Source organism: Erwinia sp. AK-PDG3-5 (assembly GCF_056821705.1).
This window is the reverse complement of sequence record NZ_CM165967.1, coordinates 3,436,764-3,462,479: the sequence shown is the minus strand read 5'-3', so window position 1 is coordinate 3,462,479 and position 25,716 is coordinate 3,436,764. Positions and strand designations below refer to the sequence as shown.

The 25,716-nt window shown below is 53.8% G+C and carries 12 protein-coding genes; 7 read left to right on the top strand and 5 right to left on the bottom strand.

Translation table 11 applies throughout. The features are described 5' to 3' along the window. Nucleotides 1-8 precede the first annotated feature (8 nt). The 4 genes from AC1UKS_RS16040 to AC1UKS_RS16025 all read right to left on the bottom strand — a co-directional run bounded on the left by AC1UKS_RS16040 (nt 9) and on the right by AC1UKS_RS16025 (nt 1,982). Nucleotides 9-785 (bottom strand): fimbrial biogenesis chaperone, encoded by a 777-nt coding sequence (locus AC1UKS_RS16040; RefSeq protein WP_482434483.1) that lies wholly within the window; start codon nt 783-785, stop codon nt 9-11. Between the two features lie 17 nt (nt 786-802). Further along, entirely contained in the window at nt 803-1,333 is a 531-nt protein-coding gene (locus AC1UKS_RS16035; RefSeq protein WP_482434481.1) for a fimbrial protein, read from the bottom strand. A 99-nt stretch (nt 1,334-1,432) separates the two neighbouring features. Further along, nucleotides 1,433-1,654: a hypothetical protein gene (locus AC1UKS_RS16030; RefSeq protein ID WP_482434479.1), complete on the bottom strand. Its 222-nt coding sequence runs from the start codon at nt 1,652-1,654 to the stop codon at nt 1,433-1,435. 10 nt (nt 1,655-1,664) lie between these two features. Beyond that, nucleotides 1,665-1,982 (bottom strand): hypothetical protein, encoded by a 318-nt coding sequence (locus AC1UKS_RS16025; RefSeq protein ID WP_482434477.1) that lies wholly within the window; start codon nt 1,980-1,982, stop codon nt 1,665-1,667. 1,033 nt (nt 1,983-3,015) lie between these two features. Between AC1UKS_RS16025 and AC1UKS_RS16020 the strand changes: the two genes are divergently transcribed. From AC1UKS_RS16020 to AC1UKS_RS15990, 7 genes are all read left to right on the top strand, one after another. After that, a complete protein-coding gene (locus tag AC1UKS_RS16020; RefSeq protein WP_482434475.1) occupies nt 3,016-3,606 on the top strand; it encodes a helix-turn-helix domain-containing protein in 591 nt (196 codons plus the stop codon). Nucleotides 3,607-3,650: 44 nt separating this feature from the next. Then, the gene (locus tag AC1UKS_RS16015; protein WP_482434473.1) at nt 3,651-4,283 is read left to right on the top strand and encodes a helix-turn-helix transcriptional regulator; all 633 of its coding nucleotides are present in this window, start codon (nt 3,651-3,653) and stop codon (nt 4,281-4,283) included. 120 nt (nt 4,284-4,403) lie between these two features. Further along, nucleotides 4,404-5,393 carry a hypothetical protein gene (locus AC1UKS_RS16010; protein ID WP_482434472.1) on the top strand — a complete coding sequence of 330 codons (990 nt, stop codon included), beginning with the start codon at nt 4,404-4,406 and terminating at the stop codon, nt 5,391-5,393. 196 nt (nt 5,394-5,589) lie between these two features. Next, a complete protein-coding gene (locus tag AC1UKS_RS16005) occupies nt 5,590-17,367 on the top strand; it encodes an Ig-like domain-containing protein (RefSeq protein WP_482434471.1) in 11,778 nt (3,925 codons plus the stop codon). Between the two features lie 333 nt (nt 17,368-17,700). Beyond that, nucleotides 17,701-18,972 carry a TolC family protein gene (locus AC1UKS_RS16000; protein ID WP_482434470.1) on the top strand — a complete coding sequence of 424 codons (1,272 nt, stop codon included), beginning with the start codon at nt 17,701-17,703 and terminating at the stop codon, nt 18,970-18,972. A 92-nt stretch (nt 18,973-19,064) separates the two neighbouring features. Further along, the gene (locus AC1UKS_RS15995; protein WP_482434468.1) at nt 19,065-21,338 is read left to right on the top strand and encodes a type I secretion system permease/ATPase; all 2,274 of its coding nucleotides are present in this window, start codon (nt 19,065-19,067) and stop codon (nt 21,336-21,338) included. Continuing rightward, nucleotides 21,335-22,579 carry an HlyD family type I secretion periplasmic adaptor subunit gene (locus tag AC1UKS_RS15990; RefSeq protein WP_482434467.1) on the top strand — a complete coding sequence of 415 codons (1,245 nt, stop codon included), beginning with the start codon at nt 21,335-21,337 and terminating at the stop codon, nt 22,577-22,579. Before AC1UKS_RS15995 ends, AC1UKS_RS15990 begins: the two co-directional genes overlap by 4 nt. Nucleotides 22,580-22,649: 70 nt before the next feature. Here AC1UKS_RS15990 and AC1UKS_RS15985 read toward each other — a convergent pair whose 3' ends face one another. Next, nucleotides 22,650-25,541: an autotransporter outer membrane beta-barrel domain-containing protein gene (locus AC1UKS_RS15985; protein ID WP_482434466.1), complete on the bottom strand. Its 2,892-nt coding sequence runs from the start codon at nt 25,539-25,541 to the stop codon at nt 22,650-22,652. Nucleotides 25,542-25,716: the final 175 nt, after the last annotated feature.

The following is a 25,716-nucleotide window of genomic DNA, read 5'->3' as shown; positions in this document are numbered from 1 at the left end:
TTATCCTGTTACTGACTGAGATGGCTCTCAACATCACGCGCTGCGCCAAAATCATCTAAATACAGGTAGTGAAAATTGGTTTTTAATTTGTCAACATTCCGGGCGCTGAGTGTGAAATCTTTCGTCCCACGTGGAGGAATCATGCCACCATTTTCGCTGACGACTTTCCGACCATCAGTCGTCTCTGCGTTAATTTGAGCGACATTGATGTGGTATGAAGAATTGTTAATGGCCGTAAGTTGATTATTCTTAACGTCTTTACGCCAGATTAACTTACTGGCAGATTTGTTCGCCTCTTCTGCATTAAGCCCACTTGGCCGATAAAAAAGTTTAATCCGGCTACGGATAGCCATTTGTAGCTGGTTTTTATTGGCAAGACTTTTATCCTTTGGTGGAATATCTAATACATTCAGCCAGAAAACAGATTCTCTATCGGTGGGGAGTTTATTCTCGGTTGAAATGATACGCAGTGTTTGCCCTTTGTTTGCTTCCATGCGGAAAACGGGAGGGAGTATCACAAATGGAACGTTGATCTTATCTACGGCTTGATCCATTTTGCCATCATCAATCCAGGCCTGCACCAGAGCGGGTTGGTTACCACGATTATCTAATCGTACGGTAACTTCCTTTTCGGTGGCCGGATAAATAACGCGTGTGCCAATAATCGTGACATTGGCTGAAACGGAATATGCACATGCCAGAAGCAATATTGTTATAAAGCTGAGGGTTTTTTTTATCATGATATTACTTGAGTTAACTAAGGAGGGAAAAAAGGCGGGAGTCATGCTCCCACCCTCATCACTTAAAGATAAATGATTGAATAAGTCACTGAAGAGGCCACGGTACCCGCAGTCGAGGCTGCAGTCGCATAGTAGCGAGCCGCGTAAGTCAGACTTGCCGCGCCGTCGGTCAGAGTTGCAGTGACCGGGGACGTTGTTTGATCGCTGCTACCTGCGTTCAACGAGTTACCTGCATTGTCCAACAGTTCCAGATCAACGTTAGTCGCGGTGCCGGTATTGGTCAGACGCCCGTTGGCATTAACGTTGCTGCCCTGCTCAAAAAAGGCATAAACGTCGCCAGTTTTCGTTGAACATTCACTCAGGTCAACAGTAAAACGGGTAGCACCGGCAGTTTCGCCAGCATTCTGCAGCAGGCTTGCCGCGATGGTAGGCAATGGTACTGTTGCAGAGCTGTTTCCGCCATTAACGCTAACAGTACATGTCTGGCTGTTGATATTACCGGTGAAGTTGATGGTGCCATCAGACGCTTCTGCAGCATTAACCTGAACAGCAGCCAGTAGTAAACCCAGAGTTATTGTGGTGATCTTTTTCATATACTTTCCTTTGTATAAATAAAAATTGAGGTACTTTTTGTTAGATGAAACAAATCGTTTGTTTCAACATTACCAGGGAGACTCAGTCTCCCTGAGTAATTAGAGGATCAGCAGACCAAAAATGACGGTTGCAGCGATGCCGACGATGCCCATCCCGAAAGCACTGCCATTGACTGGCGTGGCTTCAGGAATTGAATCAGGTCGAACCCATTCCGTTTTTTCTTCAGATGAAGCGCCTAACTTTTTAAAATATCCTAAAATGAATGATGTTAACGAACCGCCACTCACTTCACTAATTTCTTGACTACGTAATTCGCGCACTCGTACTTCCTTATGCTGAAATGATTGCTGCATTTGGATCAAAAGTGTTTTCTACGATTTCATTGAACCAGGCTGAAGTGGTATCCCAGCCGTTAATTCCACCATAGAGCGCGCCAGCTACCAGGCCTACTACTGCGCCTACAATTAAGCCTACTCCTGCGGAGACAATACCCGCGCCGACAATACCGCCAGTACTTCCGCCGCTCATTGCCCATTTCAAACCGAAAGCAGTAGTACCTGCTACTCCTCCAAGCGTAATAGCGCCTACGGTACCAAAGAAGCCTGCTCCAGAAACGGCTTCCGTTTCGAATGCTGTTAACTCTCTCATTCAATATCTCCTGAATTAATTTTTATATCCATTTGGTTTATAACCATCTACGAACATCGCTACCTGAAGCGAGTGATCCTATTTAATTGTCAAAACGATTTAAGTTAAATAGTAATCCATCCATAATTTATTAGTTTTTAGATGTTATTTGACATTATTTACATGTTTATAGAGTAAGTCGTGCTAATGAAATCAGTCACTAAACTCATGGTTTAAATGATAAAAGTTTATATATATCAATGAATTGTGTTTATTGGCGGGATTTTTTTCGGCAGGCGATTTTTTTTTAACGCCAGTTAACAGTTTCTGTTAACAGCAAACTTACAGTGAAAGCTATCTATAAACTTCCTGATTCCGTCTTTAATCCTCCCCGATACACATCAGCTCCACTGAATCGATAGTTCAGCATCTTAATTAAAATATAAAACTGTAAAAATATAAACTAGCAGAATAAAAATCTAAACATTTATCGCTTTGTTGTTTAAATGTCTGTTTTGAGCATGATGTGGTTAACTGGGAGGGTAGAGAATAAAGCCTGGACGCTATCACACGAAATGTGTTTTAACATAGCTTCCAGAATGATTATCCTCTTTATTTCCTTGAACGATAATTTAAGAGTTTGTTGTTTTTGTTTCCTTCAAAGTGGGGTGTGCATAACATACGTGGCTCATATGGTAACGGAAAAAACAATTTTTCAGAAAAAAGTTATTAAGTAATCACTAAGTCTTTTTTTTCGGGTGTTTATGTTTACTTTTATCTAAAAGGTGGTGCGATATGCTGCTTTATAATGTTTAAGTGTTATTTATTGCTGATTTTGGTCCAGTTTGTGGGATTGAATTTTATTCCAGCGGTTTTAAGATAGCAGTCTCCGATAGGGATTTTTCGGGCCATGAATTTTATGGAAGTTTTAGATGGTTTTTTTATCTTCACTGGGCAGCTTTAAGAACGCGTCAGACTGTTTTTTAGTTAAATTTGATACTTACAAGGACTATTAAATCTCGCCTTGTCAGTCATTTAAATTGAGTTGATAGATATGCACAGAGTGACCGTAAATTATGATCGAATCATCGACGCACTGGCAGGATATACGCATAACGCAAATCCTGATGAGATTTCACGAGGTAAGCGTCGATATCATCTGACCAAAGATAATGTTCGCCGGGTTATGTTCATCCTGGATGGGGATTTCTTACTGAAATTAAAAGAAAAAAATAAGGTATTGAATATATTATCTTCCCCGTCAATCGTGGGTGTTACCCCGCCATATGATGAATCTCCTGTTTATCTGGAACGAATCGATTATGGAAAAATCAGTTACATGGAGTACGATGAATTTTGGCAACTAATTTTTGAGAAAGGTTTATTCGATGACGCAATGTCAATTTTATCGTGTCAATATTCTGATTTGATGGATTACATTCAGCTATCAAAAGGCAATTCATACGATGAAGTGACTTCTCTGATTGAGCGCTGGAACAAGCTGCCATCGCATCTGAAGAGGCGTTTTTCTGTTCTCTATTTGATTGAGCACAGTTCCCATCTTTCAAAGAGTTCCATCAGTCGGGTTTTAAAAGATCTGAAAGATAAAGGGGAACTGGAGTTGATCAATGGAAAGTTCACCTAACTAACGGATGTCGATTTGTTTTCAGGAAGGGAATGGATTGCTAAATGGATATTAAAGTCATTTGTTCTGATATCAATTTTTATTTTAAAAATGGCATGTCAGCAATCATTGAAGAAGCTTTGTTTTATAAAGAAAATGTGTTGTTTCTTGATAAAATAAATTGCGAAACCTTATCGCAAGCTGATTTTATTATAATTAATACTGCTCATAGGCGACTTTATATGTGCCATCCTGCCTATCGTCATAGAAAAAAAGGCAGCGTGCTAATTTTATTTACTGAAGACACCGGTACTATTCCCTATGAAAAGTTGCCTGTTTGTTATCGGGCCTTGACATTGATATCGCGAACGGAATCCGTAAGAAGCGTTAAATATAAAATTGCCAAAGCATGGTGGTTAACAAATAAATTAAATGACCATCATTATCAACCCAGTGACTGTACCAGCTGCAAATTACCAAAGATTTCATTAATACAGATGCGTGTTTTGCATCACCTGAAAAGGGGAGATTCCGTTTATCAAACTGCTAAGTATCTGGGCATATCGGTAAAAACGGTTTATTCACATAAATACAACATTATGAGAATGTTTGACCTGAAAGGTGATTTTCATTTATTTTCCTTTCTCAACCATGTTTCTCTATTTGAACTCTCAAGGGGGGCATTAAATGATCACTAGTTTTATTGAAAAGGAATGGTTTAGCAGGAATTAGAGTAAGGATGATGAAATTTATGACATTTCTTTACCATGTTATTGGCCTGCTTTGTCAGGTACGTCACTCCTTGTCTTAGAATTTATATGAAAAATGAAGAGGTCATTATGGATAATGAATATTACAGGAAGTCAAAACGCTTTGTTCTTCCGTTCAAATTTTTTACTGGCGTTTCGTTTAGTATCTCTCTAACGGTATTAAGTTGTATTTTCTCTCAGTTTGCTTTCGCAATGCCTTTTCAACCTCAGCACGTATCTGAAGATCAAGGGCACTGGCAGGCTGTAGAGACGCGAGCACACGTTATCATCTATCGCATGGACGATGACGCCGCACAGGCTTCGAAGGGTGTGGTTAATGTATTTGTTAATAAACAGTACCATACCAGCTTTCTTGCCCACAATCGCGCCGTAGAGCTGATGCTTTGCCCTGGTGAAAAAGTGCTTTCTTTTTCCATTAGCCATCTTGAGCGGCACCGTTTTGCCAATGCTAAAAAAGTAGATCTGGTTTCGCCAACGTTGAAACCCACTGAGCACTACTATTATCAGGTTTCTTTAAATGAACTGGGGAAAATAACTGTCCGCCTGGTTCCGAAAAATGAAGCCGAAGCAGCACTGGCGAGCTTAAATCTACAGGAACGGACCCTGTCCCGGGTTGTGAACGAGCATAGCTGCCCCGCAGTTATCTATTCCATTAAAGCGACAGATGTTTTCACGCATAACAAAAATTCAACGACGTTAAGTCATGCTGGCGTAATTGCGCTGTCTTCTTTAGAGAAAACTGTCCAGAGCGAGTTCAAAACGCTGGACAAAGTTGTTGTGAAAAATTCCAGTGACGTTAATGCGCAAACAGCCATGACCCATCCTCTTTCTCAAATGAGAGCGAACAGTGTCACAACCTGGCTAATCAATTCTCCCTTACTGTCTCCGCAATATAGCGCTCAAGGGAAGGATGTTAAAAATTGCTCATCATCATTTGGGAATGGTCGCGGATACAAAGATTGCCTTGAATCCGGAAGAACCATTGATGTTGAGGTTTATGGTGTGAGGAAAAATGTCCATACGGCTTCAAATAATTAATTATTTAATTTTTTTAATCTTTGTTTAATAAGAGGTCATTATGTTAAAAATAAATTTGCGTAGTGAAAAGGGCACAGTTTCTTCATTCACTGTCGACACGAACGCCGATCGTGCCACGACGGTCCAGATTCCTCATCATGGTGCATTAAATATTGAACTGATTGATAGTTCAACGGGGCATGCACCGCAAATGGTGATGACTAAGCGAGTAGGTAAAAATCTACTGCTGGTTATTGGGCAGGGTGACCTTGAACATCCGGACGTTATTCTTGAAGACTACTATGACAATGATGATGTCCATTTGGTCGGTCTGGGTGAAAACGGCCAATATTATGAATACGTGCCAACGTCAGGCGACGTCGCTGAATATCCACCAGCTCTGACTGAGGGGAAAAGTGGTGAGCTGGTCCTCGGTGGAGAGGGCTATGCGAGCGCCGATCCTTTAGTGGCTGATGAGAGTAGCTTTGGCTGGCTGCCATTCTTGTTGCTGGGCGGTGCAGCGGCAGCAGGCGGTATTGCCGCCGCTGCATCCGGTGGCGGCGGAGGTGGTGGGAGTGACTCTTCTGAAAATAAAACAGTTACGCTGACTCTCAACCCAATTACCGATGCCGACCAGAATGGTCGTCCGGAATTTTCGGGGTCTTCAAACGCTGCTGATTCGCAGGTTGTTATCCTGTTACCCGATGGCACGCAAATCATCGCACAAACAGACAGTGATGGTAACTGGTCAGTTGAAGCACCCACTTCGCAGCCGAACGGCACAGTGACGGTTACGGTTACTGATGGCGAGGGTAACAGCGCAAGTCTGGTCGAAGAGTACTCTGACAGCGTGTGCCCTGAGTCTGCTGTTATTAACGTTAATGATCACCAACAGATGGCAGGTAATGCAGAAGCGGGTGCAACGGTCATCATTACAAACGGCGAAACGGGCGAAACAGTCACCGTTGAAGTTGATGAAAACGGCGAATGGAGTACCCAGCCAAATCCAGTCAATGAAGGTGACAGCGACGTAAACATTGTTGTTGTCGATCCCTCAGGTAATACCTCATTGCCTACTGATGCCTCCCGTCAGGACACGACCGCACCGGACAATATCACCTCCGGCGTGGTGGCCGACAGCATAACCCTGACCGACGACGTCGGCGAGACCACCGGCCCGATCAACGCAGGCGATGTCACCGACGACGCGCGTCCGACCTTCTCCGGTGAGGCGACGGCTGATATCGATCACGTCAACATCTATGACAACGGCGAGCTGGCCGGCACCGCAAAGGTGGACGAAAACGGCAGGTGGAGCTGGACGCCTGAACAGGATCTGGCGGACGGCAGCGAGCACGATCTGACCGTGTCGGCCGTCGATGCGGCAGGCAATGAAGGCCCGCAGACCAGCGGTAACGAAGAGGGCGGCTGGAGCTTTACCGTCGACACCAGCACCCCGGCTCCGGAAATCACCGTTAACACCGAAGAAGAGCTGGCCGGTAACGCCGAGCCGGGCGCGACCATTGTGGTCATCGATCCGACCAGCGGCAGCGAAAGCAGCGCGGTGGCGGACGAAGACGGCCACTGGAGCATCCAGCCGAACCCGCTCAACCCGGGCGATGTGGATGTGGAAGTTGTGGTGACCGATGAGGCGGGTAACAGCAACAGCATCGTTATCGACGGTCCGGGCGACAGCACCGCACCGGACAATATCACCTCCGGCGTGGTGGCCGACAGCATCACCCTGACCGACGACGTCGGCGAGACCACCGGCCCGATCAACGCAGGCGATGTCACCGACGACGCGCGTCCGACCTTCTCCGGTGAGGCGACGGCTGATATCGATCACGTCAACATCTATGACAACGGCGAGCTGGCCGGCACCGCAAAGGTGGACGAAAACGGCAGGTGGAGCTGGACGCCTGAACAGGATCTGGCGGACGGCAGCGAGCACGATCTGACCGTGTCGGCCGTCGATGCGGCAGGCAATGAAGGCCCGCAGACCAGCGGTAACGAAGAGGGCGGCTGGAGCTTTACCGTCGACACCAGCACCCCGGCTCCGGAAATCACCGTTAACACCGAAGAAGAGCTGGCCGGTAACGCCGAGCCGGGCGCGACCATTGTGGTCATCGATCCGACCAGCGGCAGCGAAAGCAGCGCGGTGGCGGACGAAGACGGCCACTGGAGCATCCAGCCGAACCCGCTCAACCCGGGCGACGCGGATGTGGAAGTTGTGGTGACCGATGAGGCGGGTAACAGCAACAGCATCGTTATCGACGGTCCGGGCGACAGCACCGCACCGGACAATATCACCTCCGGCGTGGTGGCCGACAGCATCACCCTGACCGACGACGTCGGCGAGACCACCGGCCCGATCAACGCAGGCGATGTCACCGACGACGCGCGTCCGACCTTCTCCGGTGAGGCGACGGCGGACATCGATCACGTCAACATTTACGACAACGGCGAGCTGGCCGGCACCGCAACGGTGGATGAAAACGGCAGGTGGAGCTGGACGCCTGAGGAAGATCTGGCGGACGGCAGCGAGCACGATCTGACCGTGTCGGCCGTCGATGCGGCAGGCAATGAAGGCCCGCAGGCGGACGGCGGCTGGAGCTTTACCGTCGACACCAGCACTCCGGCACCTGAAATCACCGTCAACACCGAGGAAGAACTCAGCGGTACCGCCGAGCCGGGCGCGACCATCGTGGTCATCGATCCGACCAGCGGCAGCGAAAGCAGCGCGGTGGCGGACGAAGACGGACGCTGGAGCTTCGACACGAACCCGCTCAGTCCGGGCGATGTGGATGTGGAAGTTGTGGTGACCGATGAGGCGGGTAACAGCAACAGTATCGTTATCGACGGTCCGGGCGACAGCACCGCACCGGACAATATCACCTCCGGCGTGGTGGCCGACAGCATCACCCTGACCGACGACGTCGGCGAGACCACCGGCCCGATCAACGCAGGCGATGTCACCGACGACGCGCGTCCGACCTTCTCCGGTGAGGCGACGGCTGATATCGATCACGTCAACATTTACGACAACGGCGAGCTGGCCGGCACCGCAACGGTGGATGAAAACGGCAGGTGGAGCTGGACGCCTGAGGAAGATCTGGCGGACGGCAGCGAGCACGATCTGACCGTGTCGGCCGTCGATGCGGCAGGCAATGAAGGCCCGCAGGCGGACGGCGGCTGGAGCTTTACCGTCGACACCAGCACTCCGGCACCTGAAATCACCGTTAACACCGAGGAAGAACTCAGTGGTACCGCCGAGCCGGGCGCGACCATTGTGATCGTCGATCCGACCAGCGGCAGCGAAAGCAGCGCGGTGGCGGACGAAGACGGACGCTGGAGCTTCGACACGAACCCGCTCAGTCCGGGCGATGTGGATGTGGAAGTTGTGGTGACCGATGAGGCGGGTAACAGCAACAGTATCGTTATCGACGGTCCGGGCGACAGCACCGCACCGGACAATATCACCTCCGGCGTGGTGGCCGACAGCATCACCCTGACCGACGACGTCGGCGAGACCACCGGCCCGATCAACGCAGGCGATGTCACCGACGACGCGCGTCCGACCTTCGCCGGTGAGGCGACGGCGGACATCGATCACGTCAACATTTACGACAACGGCGAGCTGGCCGGCACCGCAACGGTGGATGAAAACGGCAGGTGGAGCTGGACGCCTGAGGAAGATCTGGCGGACGGCAGCGAGCACGATCTGACCGTGTCGGCCGTCGATGCGGCAGGCAATGAAGGCCCGCAGGCTGAAGGCGGCTGGAGCTTTACCGTCGACACCAGCACTCCGGCACCTGAAATCACCGTCAACACCGAGGAAGAACTCAGCGGTACCGCCGAGCCGGGCGCGACCATCGTGGTCATCGATCCGACCAGCGGCAGCGAAAGCAGCGCGGTGGCGGACGAAGACGGACGCTGGAGCTTCGACACGAACCCGCTCAGTCCGGGCGATGTGGATGTGGAAGTTGTGGTGACCGATGAGGCGGGTAACAGCAACAGTATCGTTATCGACGGTCCGGGCGACAGCACCGCACCGGACAATATCACCTCCGGCGTGGTGGCCGACAGCATCACCCTGACCGACGACGTCGGCGAGACCACCGGCCCGATCAACGCAGGCGATGTCACCGACGACGCGCGTCCGACCTTCGCCGGTGAGGCGACGGCGGACATCGATCACGTCAACATTTACGACAACGGCGAGCTGGCCGGCACCGCAACGGTGGACGAAAACGGCAGGTGGAGCTGGACGCCTGAACAGGATCTGGCGGATGGCGAACACGATCTGACCGTCTCGGCCGTGGATGCGGCAGGCAATGAAGGCCCGCAGACCAGCGGCACCGGAGACGGCGGCTGGGGCTTTACCGTGGACACGGTAGCGCCTGGCGCTGATGCATTCAGCGACGCAAGCATTACCTTGACGGATGATGTCGGTCCGGTACAGGGGATCATTACCGATGGGTCGACCACGGATGATGCGCGGCCAACCTACAGCGGAACCTTAAGTGCGGAAGGTATCGCGGCGGGTGTTGTCAGCGTCAATGTCTATGACAATGGCGTGCTAATCGGTAACGTGCCTGTGGATGCCGACGGTAACTGGAGCTGGACCGCGGACAGCGCGCTGGCCAGTGGCGCGCATGCCCTGACCTTAGCCGCCGTTGACGCGGCAGGTAACGTAGGCCCGCAGGTGAGTGGCACGGCAGACGAGGCGTGGGACTTCAACATTCTGACCAGCGCACCGGCGCAGCCAGCTATAGAGAACGTGGTTGACGATTACACTCAGGGCGAAGATGCGGATACCGGCTTCCTGCAGAAAGGACAAGCGACCAACGACAGTACGCTGACGGTGAACGGCACCGCTGGCGCGGGTCTGACGGTGATTATCTGGGCGACCGACGCGGCCGGCAATAAGGTGAAAGCAGGCGAAGGCGTGGCAGATGATGAAGGTCGCTGGAGCATCACCTCAACAGAACTGGGCGCGGATGGCAGTTATAACCTGACGGCCACAGCGGTGAACGCAGCGGGCGTCTCTTCAGCAGAAACGGGGAGCTTCTCCGTGGTGCTGGACACCCTGGCACCTGACGCGGCCACCTCTGCGCTGATGGATGCTCAGGGCGACGTGCAGGGTGAAATCCTCGATGGCGGTGTCACCGATGACCGTTCACCGGTGCTGAACGGCACGGCTGAAGCCGGCGCGACGGTTGCGGTTTATCTCGATGACAGCGTGACACCGGTCGCGACTGTCGTAGCGGACGAAGCGGGTAACTGGACGTTGCCGTTGGGTGCGCTGGCGGATGGTGAACATCACTATCAGATCAAAGTTACCGATTCTGCAGGCAACGAAACGCGCGGTGATACCGTCAGCTTCACGCTGGACAGCAGCAGCGTAGAACTGACTATCGACCAGGCGAACGATGACGCAGGCAGCATTGTGGGTGCCGTTCTGAACAACGGTCTGACCGATGACAACACGCCTGAACTGCAGGGTACGGCACTGCCGGGCGCAGTCGTGACTATTCTCAACTCAGCGGGTGAAATTCTGGGTGAGAGTATTGCGGACAGTAACGGAACCTGGGTCTTTGCCTTGCCGGAACTCTCCGATGGCGTGCACAGCTTTACGGCGCACGTGACCAATGCGGCGGGTAACAGCAGTGAAGCGACCTTCAGCCTGACGATCGACACCACGCCACCTGAGCCGGTGATTATCCAGTCGCTTGAAGATGATGTGGGAACCAACCAGTTCACCTCGCCTGTCGCGGGCAACGTAACGGACGATCCGGCGCCAACCTTCAGCGGTACGGCGGAAGCGGGATCGTTAGTGACGCTCTATGACAACGGCATTCTGCTGGCAACCCTAACCGCAGATGCACAGGGTAACTGGAGCTATACACCGACCACCAATCTGCTGGAAGGCACGCACAGCATCACCGCAACAGCCACCGATGTGGTGGGTAACGTCAGTGAACTCAGCCAGAGTTGGAATTTCATTCTGGACATTACGGCCGCGAATGTTGGCATTTCAGGTAACTCTGAAGAGTCGCTAAGCGGTGTGACTGAACCTGGTGTAGTGGTTGTCGTCGTCGATAAGAATGGCACTGAATATCGCACGGTGGCCGATCAGCAGGGTAACTGGATTATCGCCCCTAACCCGGTTGCTGCCGGTGAGTCAGGCGAGATCTACACCATTGATCCTGCAGGTAATCAGGGAACACCGGTTGCATTCCAGGGATCGGCGCTGGCCAGTTACGATCTGCTTAACGAAAGTGCGCAGGTGAACACCACGGTGACGGGCGATCAGCTCAACCCGAGCACCACCCGTCTGGCCGATGGCCGTATCGTGGTGGTGTGGCAGGGCGCCGGCACCTCCGGAACCGAAGTTTATATGCAGCTTTTCGAGGCCGATGGCGTGCATAAAATCGGTACCGAGCAGCAGGTCAACCAGCGTACCGCCAACAACCAGGACAGCGCGCAGGTTATTGCGCTGACCGACGGCGGCTTCCTGATTGTTTACGAGTCTAATAAAAACGGGCTGGACAACAACGGCGATGGCGTGATGGCGCGCCGCTACGGCTCCGATGGCCAGGCATCCACCGACGAGTTCCAGGTGAACACCACCTACAGCGGCGATCAAAACCGTCCGAGTGCGATGGCGACCGCCGACGGCGGCTACATCATTACCTGGGAAAGCCAGGGCACCAGTATCGTCCAGCGCACCTATGACGCTAACAACGAGTCCACAGCAGGAGAGGTTGTCGTAGCCACCGGCAGCAGCATGGGTGCCTCCGGCGGTCCGGAAATGGCGGCCTTCACCGACGCGGCGCACAGCGGCATGTACATCACGGTGTGGAACGCGGGCAGCGGCCCGGGCGATACCAGCGGTACCGGCATCGTCGGGCAGATTTTTGCCGCTGACGGTACGCCGCTCGGCAGCAGCGTGCAGATCAACACCACCACCGACGGGGCGCAGAACTATCCGGACGTTATCACCCTGAGTGACGGCAGCATAGTGGTGTACTGGGACTCCGGCGACAGCGAAGCCAACGGCTCTGACATCCGCGCGGTGCACTACCGGGTTGATGCGGAAACCGGCGCGCTGACGCTGGTCGGCAGCGGCGACTTTATCGTCAATACCTACACCACCGGCAAGCAGTACAAGCCGGTTGGCGTGGCGCTTGAGGACGGCGGCTACCTGCTTATCTGGGGCTCGGAGGGCGGCGACGGCGACGGCTCGGCCATCTACGCGCAGCGCTTCGATGCCAACGATAACCGGGTCGGCCGTGAATTCCTGGTGAACACCACCACCAGCGGCAACCAGGGCACCGGCGGGGATTCGGTGGATGCCACCCACATCTTCGATGCGGTACTGACCGAAGACGGCAGCGTCTACGTCACCTGGCAGTCGGACAACGTCGACGGGTCGGGTACCGGGATTGAAGGGATCGTGATTGACGCCGGTGCGGCGTTCTACTCCGAGTACACCATCAATACCACCACGGCCGGCAACCAGACGGTGTCGTCAGTGGCCAGCCTGCCGGACGGCGGCGCCATCGTGGTGTGGCAGTCGGCAAACGGCGACGGTTCCGGCACCGGCATCAAAGGGCAGCTGCTGGATGCGAAGGGCCAGCCGGTGGGCGCGGAATTTACCGTGAACACCACCACGGCGGGCGATCAGCTGACGCCGCAGGTCACGGTGCTGAATGACGGCAGCTTCCAGGTGGTCTGGAGCACCGGCTCGGGCGCCACCATCAAGGGCCAGGGCTTCAGCTACAGCTATGACAGCGAAGGCAACGTCAACGGCGTGGCGGCGGACGGCGCGGAGTACAGCGTCAACACCGGCACCACGGCCACCAAACAAACGGAGCCGGCGATTACTGCGCTGAACGATGGCGGTTATCTGGTGGTGTGGCAGGCGAACGTCGGTAATAACTGGGTGATCTACGGCCGACAGTACGATGCCAGCGGTGTTCCGGTCACCGACGAAACCGTGCTGATCACCACCAGCCTGAGCGTGAACGGGGTGCTGGGCGTCGGTGCCGACTGGCAACCGCTGCCATCCATTGCGGTACTGGAGAATGGCCAGGTGGTCATCGCCTACACGGTGAAGGGCACGGCGTATGACGCGGGCGTGAGCATTTACGATCCGTCGAGCCATGAGTTGTTGAACAGCTTCGTGGTGAACCAGACCCTGACCAGCGATCAGGCCTCACCGGCGGTGAGCGCGCTGGACAACGGTAACTACGTGGTGACCTGGGATTCCAAAGACAACACCGGGCCGGATCAGAATGGCCTGAGCGTCTGGGGCCGCATTTTTGCGGCGGACGGTACGCCGGTGAGCGATGAGTTCATCATCAACACCGCGACGGCCGGCGACCAGCATCTGGCACGCGTGGTGAGTCGTCCTGATGGCAGCTTCGTGGCGGTATTCCTCTCTGCCACCGACACCCTGCCGGGGACGGGTACCAGCGGTATTTATGCGCAGTACTTTGATGCGGCGGGTAACAAGGTGGGGCAGCAGATGCAGATCCACCAGCTGACCTACGGCGAGCAGGTCGAGATTGATGCGACCTTCCTCGAAGGTGGCCAGCTGTATGTGACCTGGACCGATCAGGGCGTGGGTGACGGTGATGGCTCGGCTATCAAAGGACGCGTAGTTGACCTGGTAGAAACGTTGGGGCTTGAGCAGTTAACCCCGAATAATGACGATCCGACCAGCATTGATTATCAGCCTGCGACCACCCCTGTCTCTAACGATACGGATGTGTTGCCGCCAAATGTGGGGATATCAACCAACACCAAAGAGATGTTGGGTGGTCAGACTGAAGCGGGTGCGACCGTCACTGTGACGGATGCCGACGGCGTTATCTATTCAGCCGTCGCTGATGCTGATGGGCGCTGGAAGATCGAACCTAACCCACTGGGCGTCGGGGAAAATGGCACCATTACGGCGACGGATGCTGCGGGGAATGAAAGTCAACCTGTCCTGATTTCCGGCGCTGCGTTAAGTGCTTACGATCTGCTTAACGAAAGTGCGCAGGTGAACACCACGGTGACGGGTGACCAGCTCAACCCGACCACCACCCGTCTGGCCGATGGCCGTATCGTGGTGGTGTGGCAGGGCGCAGGCACCTCCGGAACCGAAGTTTACATGCAGCTTTTCGAAGCTGACGGCGTGCATAAAATCGGTACCGAGCAGCAGGTCAACCAGCGTACCGCCAACAACCAGGACAGCGCGCAGGTTATTGCGCTGACCGACGGCGGCTTCCTGATTGTTTACGAGTCTAATAAAAACGGGCTGGACAACAACGGCGATGGCGTGATGGCGCGCCGCTACGGCTCCGATGGCCAGGCATCCACCGACGAGTTCCAGGTGAACACCACCTACAGCGGCGATCAAAACCGTCCGAGTGCGATGGCGACCGCCGACGGCGGCTACATCATTACCTGGGAAAGCCAGGGCACCAGTATCGTCCAGCGCACCTATGACGCTAACAACGAGTCCACAGCAGGAGAGGTTGTCGTAGCCACCGGCAGCAGCATGGGTGCCTCCGGCGGTCCGGAAATGGCGGCCTTCACCGACGCGGCGCACAGCGGCATGTACATCACGGTGTGGAACGCGGGCAGCGGCCCGGGCGATACCAGCGGTACCGGCATCGTCGGGCAGATTTTTGCCGCTGACGGTACGCCGCTCGGCAGCAGCGTGCAGATCAACACCACCACCGACGGGGCGCAGAACTATCCGGACGTTATCACCCTGAGTGACGGCAGCATAGTGGTGTACTGGGACTCCGGCGACAGCGAAGCCAATGGCTCTGACATCCGCGCGGTGCACTACCGGGTTGATGCGGAAACCGGCGCGCTGACGCTGGTCGGCAGCGGCGACTTTATCGTCAATACCTACACCACCGGCAAGCAGTACAAGCCGGTTGGCGTGGCGCTTGAGGACGGTGGCTACCTGCTTATCTGGGGCTCGGAGGGCGGCGACGGCGACGGCTCGGCCATCTACGCGCAGCGCTTCGATGCCAACGATAACCGGGTCGGCCGTGAATTCCTGGTGAACACCACCACCAGCGGCAACCAGGGCACCGGCGGGGATTCGGTGGATGCCACCCACATCTTCGATGCGGTACTGACCGAAGACGGCAGCGTCTACGTCACCTGGCAGTCGGACAACGTCGACGGGTCGGGTACCGGGATTGAAGGGATCGTGATTGACGCCGGTGCGGCGTTCTACTCCGAGTACACCATCAATACCACCACGGCCGGCAACCAGACGGTGTCGTCAGTGGCCAGCCTGCCGGACGGCGGCGCCATCGTGGTGTGGCAGTCGGCAAACGGCGACGGTTCCGGCACCGGCATCAAAGGGCAGCTGCTGGATGCGAAGGGCCAGCCGGTGGGCGCGGAATTTACCGTGAACACCACCACGGCGGGCGATCAGCTGACGCCGCAGGTCACGGTGCTGAATGACGGCAGCTTCCAGGTGGTCTGGAGCACCGGCTCGGGCGCCACCATCAAGGGCCAGGGCTTCAGCTACAGCTATGACAGCGAAGGCAACGTCAACGGCGTGGCGGCGGCCGGCGCGGAGTACAGCGTCAACACCGGCACCACGGCCACCAAACAAACGGAGCCGGCGATCGCTGCGCTGAACGATGGCGGTTATCTGGTGGTGTGGCAGGCGAACGTCGGTAATAACTGGGTGATCTACGGCCGACAGTACGATGCCAGCGGTGTTCCGGTCACCGACGAAACCATGCTGATCACCACCAGCCTGAGCGTGAACGGGGTGCTGGGCGTCGGTGCCGACTGGCAACCGCTGCCATCCATTGCGGTGCTGGAGAATGGCCAGGTGGTCATCGCCTACACGGTGAAGGGCACGGCGTATGACGCGGGCGTGAGCATTTACGATGCGTCGAGCCATGAGGTGTTGAACAGCTTCGTGGTGAACCAGACCCTGACCAGCGATCAGGCCTCACCGGCGGTGAGCGCGCTGGACAACGGTAACTACGTGGTGACCTGGGATTCCAAAGACAACACCGGGCCGGATCAGAATGGCCTGAGCGTCTGGGGCCGCATTTTTGCGGCGGACGGTACGCCGGTGAGCGATGAGTTCATCATCAACACCGCGACGGCCGGCGACCAGCATCTGGCACGCGTGGTGAGTCAGGCAGACGGCAGCTTCGTGGCGGTGTTCCAGTCAGCCACCGACACCCTACCGGGGGCGGGTACCAGCGGTATTTATGCGCAGTACTTTGATGCGGCGGGTAACAAGGTGGGGCAGCAGATGCAGATCCACCAGCTGACCTACGGCGAGCAGGTCGAGATTGATGCGACCTTCCTCGAAGGTGGCCAGCTGTATGTGACCTGGACCGATCAGGGCGTGGGTGACGGTGATGGCTCGGCTATCAAAGGACGCTTAGTCGACCTGAATGAGACCCTGGGACTGACGGTTGAAACTGGCGCAACGCATATTGACTATCAGCCTGCGCAGTACGATCTCAACGGCACTGCGGGCAGCGATATGCTGGATGCACGAGGCGCAAACTCCGTCGACGCCAAAGAGGGTGATGACACGATCGTCATCAACAGTACCGACTTCACCAGCATTAAGGGTGGTGAAGGAAATGATACCCTGGTTTGGGATTCTAATAACGACTTAGAACTTGGCAGTGTCTCAAACAAAATTAGTGGAATTGAAACTATCCATATGGGTAATAATACGGCGCAGACAGTGTTTATTAGTGCCAGTGATGTGCTCGAAATCACTAAAGAAAATGGTGATGAGGCGAATACATTACGTATTACCGGCGATGTTGCTGATTCGAATGCTAATGCTGCGAGTGACACTGTTAATATTAATAAGTCAGAGTGGACAACCACAACGTCGCAAACTGAAAATGGGGTAAACTATGATGTTTATACCAATAATGATAATGATGCTGTTACGCTGTTAATTCAGCATGGCTTGAACGTTATCTAATATTAATGGCGGTAGCGAAAGCTACCGCCATTCGTTCTCTACTGCTGTTTTATCTGCATTCAACACGTTCACCAACTTTCCACCGTTGGTGGTTTAGCGCTCATGCAGAATAAAAAAGTAAATAAACATAATTGTTAAGGATTAAAAACCTATATATGGCTTTTTTTTGGAGTTAATGTTGTGGGTGATACCCTGAAGTTACAAGATAGGTCATCAAGGAATTTGTCTGGTGGCAGGGTAAATAGCCAATCTCACTCACTAATTACAGTTGAGTTAACTATGAACGCAATTTTCTTAGCACTAAGATCTAAATTACCGGTGCGTGCTTTAATAATGATGGCGTTATTCATTAACCCTTTATTAACTGCCCGTGCCACTGACTTTATCGAATTATTACGTATGACGGCTGAACATCCCTCTGTCCGGTCCGGCATATCGAACACCGCAGGTGCTTATTATGATATCGATCAGGCTAAAGCGGCCGATGGATTTCAGGTCAGCACCGGCGTCAGTAGCGTAGGATATTCTGGTCAGCCAGGTTATGAAAATAACCCGCTGTCGCCACATATCTCTATCAGTAAATTACTTTACGATCACGGCCGCACCGTTGCCAGCGTTGCTGGAAAAGAGGCCGCTTATGCTTTACAGCAGGCGCAGGTGAACGTGACGCGTGAAAACCTTAATCAACAGGTTCTGTCGCTGTACACCTCTGCGGCAACCAATGCCAAAGTGGTCGCGGTGCTCGATAAAGAGATCGCGGCACTGCAGGATCTGTTAAATCGCGTCCAGGCCATTGCCAGAGTCGACAGTGGTCGCGGCTCTGAGATCAATCAGGTAGAAACCCGACTGAATGCGGTTATCGCAAGTCGGGAAATGAACTTCACCACCTACATCCAGGCACAGCAACAGCTTAGCTCTTTGCTCAATAGTGACGTTATCCTCACCCGCGATCTTCCTGACCTGAAAAAGGCCAATCTGTTACCTGCCTCTCTGGAACAGGCGCAGCAGGTACTGAAAGAGAATCCCAGCTGGATGGTTTCACGACAACGGAAAGAAGAGGCAAAAGCCGCTGTTGAACTGGCCTCAAAGTGGAATCGTCCTAAGTGGAGCGCACAGCTCAGTCTGGATAGTCCAAAACGCAACGGCGAGATGGAGCCGTTCAAAGCAGTCACGTTGCAGGTGAGTAGCGATATCAATTTATGGGACGGTGGCGCCGGTCGCGCCAATGCCAGTGCAGAAACACAACGTCTGGTTGCGGCGGAGGCGGATCAGGATGCCACATTCCGTAGCCTGAAACAGCAGCTGGACCAGCTGTGGGTCTCATTACCTTTGCGTGAGCGACAAATAAACGCCCTGCAGCGGCAATCCGGAACAGCGCTGAAAACCTGGAAAGCGGGCGAAGTGCAGTTTTTTGCCGGGCAGCGCCCGTTAACCGATCTGATTTCCTTCGCCACGGATTATTACTCCAGCCTGGCCAGCTATCAGGAACAGGAGATGCAGTACCTGGCAACGCAATGGCAAATCGTCGCCGCTCTGGGCAAAACCAGTCAACTGGCGCAGAAGGTCAACTCTCTACCCGCTAACCCTATTCAGCCAGTGCACTGAAGAAACTATCAACAAATGAAGGGTGCGCATGCCGTTAAAACAACCCGTTTGTCGCCATGTCCCCATCATTTCTTTGTCCAGAGGACAACATCGTGACTGATATAAACACCGAGCCAGCTGGCTCCAAAATACATGCTGACAGCATGCAGAATGCCGGAGCCGCCAATGCTCAGGAATCGCTGTTGCTGGCTTTGCAAAGTGCGTTACGCCTGTTTGACGTGCGACTGACCCTAAACAACTTACGTGCTGAAATGCCGACGTTCTCATCATTTGACCAGCCTGCAGAGCAAAATCAGTGGGTGCTCAATGCGTTACAGAACCGCGGCATCAGCGCGGCCTGGCAGGAAATTGATCTGGCCGACGTAAAAAACTTTGTTCTGCCCGCGGTGATGCGCCTTGATACGGGGTATTGCGTGCTGACGAAATTCAGCGAAAAAAGCTGCGCCATTATCGACCCCTCATTAGGCTCCCAGCCCGTTGACGTTGATTTCTCGCGGCTGGCGCAACATTACGGCGGTGAATTACTGCTGCTTCGTCCGAAATCCTATCTCGACCATCGTGCGGATGACATTGTCAGCGTCGGTGAAGGACACTGGTTCTGGCATACGCTTTGGGGCTTTAAGCGCTATATCTATGAAGCCGCGGCCCTGTCAGTGGTGATCAATCTGCTGGTGCTGGCCATGTCGATTTTCACGATGACCGTCTATAACCGCGTATTGCCTAACCAAACCTACATCACGCTCTGGACCATGGCGATCGGTGTCTCGCTGGCATTACTGTTTGAACTGGCTGCGAGGCTGGGCCGTGCGTGGATCACCGACCGGGCCGGTAAAAAAATAGATCTGGTGCTCGGGGCGCAACTGTTCCGCCACGTCCTCAATGGCAAAATGTCGAACCGGACGCAATCAAGCGGTGCCTTCGGCAACGTGATGCAAAGTTTTGATAGCGTTCGGGAACTGACCACCTCAGCGGCACTGACTACCGTGGCCGACCTGCCTTTCGTTCTGTTATTCCTGCTGGTTATCCATCTGGTGGCCGGGCCGCTTGTCTGGTGTGTGATCCTGATTCTGGTGATCATTGTGGCGATGGTATTGCTGATGCAGATCCCCTTAAAACGCCATGCCCAAGAGTCGATGAAGGTGGGCAGCAACCGTTACGGTTTGGTGATTGAGTCGCTCGATAATCTCGAAACAATCAAAGTATTACGTGCAGAAAATCTGGTGGCATCGAAACATGACGTGGCCAGCGTCAAACTCTCTTCAGTGAATATGAAGTCACGCTTTCTGGCCACCATGGGCTCGAGCATCATCCAGACCACCCAGCAGTTCGGGACCGTCATTTTACTGGTTTGGGGCGCGTATCTGGTCGGTGATGGCGATATTTCCATGGGCGGCATTATCGCCACCATGACCCTGATGGGCCGCGCAATTATGCCGATTGCCACACTCGCGGCGCTCGGCCTGCGCATCCAGCAGGCGAAAACCTCTCTGGCGATCCTGAATAAGGTCATGCAGGCGCCGACCGAGCGTGAGAAAGAGAAAGTGTATGTACAACTGCCGCAGGGCAGCCAGACAGAAATCGACTGTAAGGGCGTGTCCTTCCACTATAAAGAGGATCTTCCTGCCGTTGTCGAAAAGCTTGATGTCCATTTCCGCCAGGGAGAACGCGTGGCGATCCTCGGGAAAATGGGCAGCGGGAAGTCGTCATTTCTTCGTTTACTGGTCGGGCTCTATCCGCTCAGCACCGGCACCATCACCGTTGCCGGGGTGGATATCCGTCAGATTGAGCCGGTTGAGCTGCGTACACGCATTGCCCTGGTCAACCAGGAACCGCGCTTTATGTACGGCACGCTACGCGACAACCTGGTGATGGGGGCCCCCTATGCCAGTGATGAACAGCTGCTGGCGGCTGTAAAGATGACCGGCGTCAGCGATATTGTTGCCGCACACCCGATGGGGTTTGGCATGCCGGTCAGTGAACGTGGTGAGAACTTTTCCGGTGGCCAAAAACAGGCAATTGCGTTAGCGCGCGCCATTATCTCGAACCCGGACGTGCTGTTACTGGATGAGCCAACGTCGGGGATGGATATGGGTTCCGAGCGGATGATCCTGCAAGCGCTGATCCCGGCGATGGAAGGACGCACCGTCATTATCGTTACCCACCGTCCAGCGGTTCTGAAATACGTTGACCGGGTGATTGTGATGGATGACGGCATTAAGGTTGCTGATGGACCCCGGGACGACATTATCAGCCTGTTAAACAGCGGAAAAGTCCCGGCGGCTTCGGTGCTGCGTTCAGTCGCTAAACCTTCAGGAGTCGAGATAAGTACAGATAATGCGCATCATTCTGACGAGGTAGTGGTATGAGTGATATGACGAACAACAAAAAACCGCAGGACCCGCGCCTGACGGATCGCACGGCCAGTGACATGGTATTGGCCGCTCGCAAGGATCGTTGGGAAGGGTGGCTGTATATTGCCTGGGGCGGCGTAGCATTTATGGTTCTGGCGGTGCTGTGGGCGGCAAACTTCAATATTGAAGAAGTGACCACGGGATCCGCCAAAATCGTGCCAAGTTCTCATGAACAGGTGCTGCAAAGCCTTGAGGGCGGTATTTTGCAGGAACTGATGGTACATGAAGGGGATACGGTTGAGAAAGGGCAGACGTTAGCCAAAATCGATCCTACCAGAGCCGAAGCCTCCTTCCGCGAAAGCGCTAACCGTTTGTTGGCCCTGAAGGCTCAGGCAGCACGCCTGGAAGCGGAGGCAACAGGCAAAGAATTGATTTTTCCCCCTAAGGTGATGAAACAGCCTGAGTTAGTGGCACGGGAAACGGATGCCTGGAAGCTGCGTAAACGTGCACTCGACGCGTCAATCGCGGGCTATGTCAGATCTAAAGCGCTACTGCAAAAAGAACTGGTGATGGCCCGCGAGCTGTCTGCCCAGTCACTGCTGTCAAAAACGGAAGTGCTGAAGTTGGAGCGCCAGGCTAACGATGCCGAATTGCAGATTACCGAGCGGCAAAACCGCTATCATAACGAAGCCAATGATGAACTGTCGAAAGTCGAAGTCGAAATGACCAGTCTACAAGAGACCGCGACGGGGCGACAGGATACGCTGGAACGAACTGAAGTGCGTTCACCGGTGCGTGGGATCGTCAATCGCATCAATATCAATACCCTCGGCGGCGTTATCCAGCCAGGCTCATCGATCATGGAAGTGACGCCGCTGGACGACCAGCTGCTGGTCGAAACGCGGATCAAGCCTTCGGACGTGGCATTCCTGGCGCCTGGCCAGGTCGCGGTGGTGAAAATTTCTGCTTATGATTACTCCATCTATGGCGGGCTTGAAGGGCACGTACAGAGCATCAGTCCGGGCGCCATTAAAGATGAAGAGAGCAAAACGGCAAGGAGTCCGGGTGCAGACGATACCTATTATCGTGTCATGGTACTGACTGAAAGCAACACGCTCACCAAGAGTGGCAGTCAGGAACTGCGGGTCATCCCTGGCATGACGGCAACGGTTGATATCCGCACGGGTGAAAAAAGCCTGTTGCAGTATCTTCTGCGTCCTTTGTTACGCGTTCAGGAAGCCTTTCGCGAGAAGTAATATTCACATAATTTTCGACCAGCCATAAAAAAAGCCAGCAAATCAGCTGGCTTTATTTTTTGCATTTTTATCAGAAACTGAAACGATAACCGGCATTGAACTGACGCTGGTTGAAACGTTGACCGTCAAGACGATCGGCTTCGAGGAAGAGAGTGTGGTTACTTACTTGCGCGCTCACACCGACACCATTATTCCAGCCGTTTCCTTTAAAAGAGAGTGTCTCTTTGGAGCCGTTCAGGGCATAGGCCGCGTTCCCAAGGAACTCTCGCGTCACCCCTGACTTGATATAGGTATTCAGTTTGTAATCACGTTGATTGATTTCATAACCGACGAGCAGGGTAGCGCGACCCTGAAGGGTTTTATAATTAGACAGGTCAATCTTCAGTCCGTTAGAGGCTCGCACTGAACTGCCGTCCTGATGCCCTGCGGTCATTTGCAGCTGGGGTTCAAGATAAAAACCCGCACCGTTTTCAGAAAGGGATATTTTCTTGCCTGCTTCCAGTGACACGCTCATGCCGGAAGAGACACCGTAAGCCGAGACGGCGTTATTCTGCGTATCCCTGACCGAGAACTGGTTACGCATTCGATTGAGCTTCATTACTCCATCAAGATAGTACCCTTCATCATTTTGCCAGGTTCCGTAAAGGCCAAAATGCTCAGATTTAGTGGTGCCACTGCCCCCGGTATAGTGAGGAGAACCTTCGGTCATCCCCATAAACAGGCCAATATAGAGCGGCAACTGCTCTGATACCCGTTTATCAACGCCAAACTGATAGCCGCTGTAATTCAAACTGAAATCACTGAGCCTGCCATTAGCAAAGCCGCTAAAACGCCCGTCGACGCCACGCAACCAGACATTGCCATCCGTTTTACCCTGACGCACATCCCCCATGCGCTGCATCAAAGTCTGCATCTCGGCATAACTCATCAGATAGCCCGCATTAAGGAACTGCGCCCCGGCATTGGCAGCACTGCTGATCACCGGTGTACGGTTGGAGTCAGTGGACGTTTCAGGCATCGCAGTATCGGCAGATGACGCCGGTTCACCCTCAGCATCACTGGCGGTTGCCGGGTCAGTCGACGTGTCAGTGGACGGGTCAGTTGGCAGGGGTGTCACGTCCGCGTTGCTGTCGTCGGTTTTTGCCGAAGAAAGAACCCAGTTCGTGCCCTGCTGATTCACCGTATAGACATAGCCGCCCAGCTCAACATCTGAATTGCCTGTGAAGGTGGCAATCCCGTCTGGCGTCTCAACCACGGTCAGCACTTCATTGCCGGTGGTGACGGCACTGCCGCTGTTTTGAATGGTTAAGCCATAAACGCCCGCGCTGCTGTCGGTGACCACGATCTTATCGCCACCGTTATTCAGCCCTTCACCCTCGCCGACCAGGTCCGTCCGCAGGGCAAAGTTACCGCTGCCGCTCAGGTTGGCAACCGTCAGCGTGGAATAAGCGTTGGTATCTGTAGCGGCGGTCAGATCGACCAGCGAGTTGCTTAATTGCAGATCGTCGACTGTGGAACTGCTCGCGACACGCCATTCGCTGTCGGTTAAATTAACGTTGAGGTGACCGCCATTGACCTTGTCACTGACCGCACTGCCGGACCACCGCGAGCCGGGGGTAAAGTTGAGATCGATTAATCCGCCGAGGGATTGAATGCTGCCGGTAATATCCATTTGACCCTCGGCACTAATGACGCTGGCCGCATAGCCATCATTGTATTGGGTCGCTATGGCAATTCCCTCCGGCGAGCCCATATCAATGGTCAGCGCATCCTGAAGGTTAACCACCCCTTCAGCCATCGCATAAATCCCAATGGTATTCTCTGCCCCGGCGATAATTGTCAGCCCATTGCCGTTGATGGTGCCGCGAGTGGCCCACAGTCCCAACCCCAGACTCCCCGTGGTATTCAACGCAATATCCGTGTTCTGGATATTGACCGTCGACCCTACGGACTGTGCCGAAACAGCGAAGCTGCCTGATGACTGAACCCTGTTACGCTCTTCAGCACTGCCGGTGAAATTTACCGTTGCGCTGTCGCCCATCGCCACAATACCGCCGCTCTTTGCTGTGGAAATCACGCTGCCTGCGCCGATCGTGGCCTCTCCGTTATCCCGGACGGTCAAGCCAGCAGAGGTAGTGCCGGAGGTGCCGATCGTTAAATGATCGGCGGTTAAATTGCCCAAACTCCAGATGCCGGCAGAGGTGTCCCCGGCGGTGATGATGGTTGAATGGCTGCCCAGATCGACCGCACTGTTTTCCTGAATATTGATTCCCTGCGAGCTTTTTCCCAGCGTGTGAATGGTCAGGTGATTAGCGGTCAGGCTGGAAAGCCCGTCACTGGCCAGACCGGAGAGAGCATCAACCCGAATGCCATGGCTGGTGGTGCCATGGGTCTGAATAACGCTACTGTCGCCGAGATCGGCCTGGCTGCCATAGCCGGACACGTGCAGTGCAACGCCGCTGTTTCCCTGTGTGGAGATTTGTAACTGGTCGGCTATCAAAGAAGAGGCATTACTTACCGTTATGCCATCCGCGAACCCGTCACCGGTCCCTACGGTGCTGACCGAGGTGCCCGACCCTAAATCCGCGCCGGAGTGCGAACCGGTGAGCTCAATCCCGGTTGCGGTTTTTCCCGAAACATTCACCGTCAGTTGGTCCGCAGTCAGACGGCTATTGGCGCCTTTTATAATGATACCCTGAGCAAGGCTGTTGGCATCTGTGACGCTCACCGTGCTGCCACTGCCGAGGTCAACAGTGCCCGTTGTGGCGTTAGGAATAATGATGCCGTAAAGCCCGCCGCCGGATAGCTGGTCCGCGATGAGCGTCGTGCCGTCTGACAAACTGATCGAACTGCCTGTCTGGCTGCCGACAACTGCCGCGTGGCCGGATCCATTGATCGCACTCAGTCCACTGGCTAGCAGTAATGCTGTCGCGAGCCTGTTCACTTCATATTTATTATTCATATTCGCATCTCTTCCATAAGAAATTTGCTGGGAAAAACGTTTCAGAATCGCGTTGTTAATATTTTCATTGTTCACACGCCGGGGATTGACTGAGCTTGCGTCAAACTGACTTTTTATCAGAGAGTAATTACCAATATTATGCCAATAATTGTTGAATTGTGTAGGCTTGTTCAGT

What these genes read in the sequence shown, in the direction of transcription:
- AC1UKS_RS16040 (WP_482434483.1), bottom strand. Translation starts at nt 785, where the DNA reads ATGACTCCCGCCTTTTTTCCCTCCTTAGTTAACTCAAGTAATATCATG.
- AC1UKS_RS16035 (WP_482434481.1), bottom strand. Translation starts at nt 1,333, where the DNA reads ATGAAAAAGATCACCACAATAACTCTGGGTTTACTACTGGCTGCTGTT.
- AC1UKS_RS16025 (WP_482434477.1), bottom strand. Translation starts at nt 1,982, where the DNA reads ATGAGAGAGTTAACAGCATTCGAAACGGAAGCCGTTTCTGGAGCAGGC.
- AC1UKS_RS16020 (WP_482434475.1), top strand. Translation starts at nt 3,016, where the DNA reads ATGCACAGAGTGACCGTAAATTATGATCGAATCATCGACGCACTGGCA.
- AC1UKS_RS16015 (WP_482434473.1), top strand. Translation starts at nt 3,651, where the DNA reads ATGGATATTAAAGTCATTTGTTCTGATATCAATTTTTATTTTAAAAAT.
- AC1UKS_RS16010 (WP_482434472.1), top strand. Translation starts at nt 4,404, where the DNA reads ATGAAAAATGAAGAGGTCATTATGGATAATGAATATTACAGGAAGTCA.
- AC1UKS_RS16005 (WP_482434471.1), top strand. Translation starts at nt 5,590, where the DNA reads ATGACTAAGCGAGTAGGTAAAAATCTACTGCTGGTTATTGGGCAGGGT.
- AC1UKS_RS16000 (WP_482434470.1), top strand. Translation starts at nt 17,701, where the DNA reads ATGATGGCGTTATTCATTAACCCTTTATTAACTGCCCGTGCCACTGAC.
- AC1UKS_RS15990 (WP_482434467.1), top strand. Translation starts at nt 21,335, where the DNA reads ATGAGTGATATGACGAACAACAAAAAACCGCAGGACCCGCGCCTGACG.
- AC1UKS_RS15985 (WP_482434466.1), bottom strand. Translation starts at nt 25,541, where the DNA reads ATGAATAATAAATATGAAGTGAACAGGCTCGCGACAGCATTACTGCTA.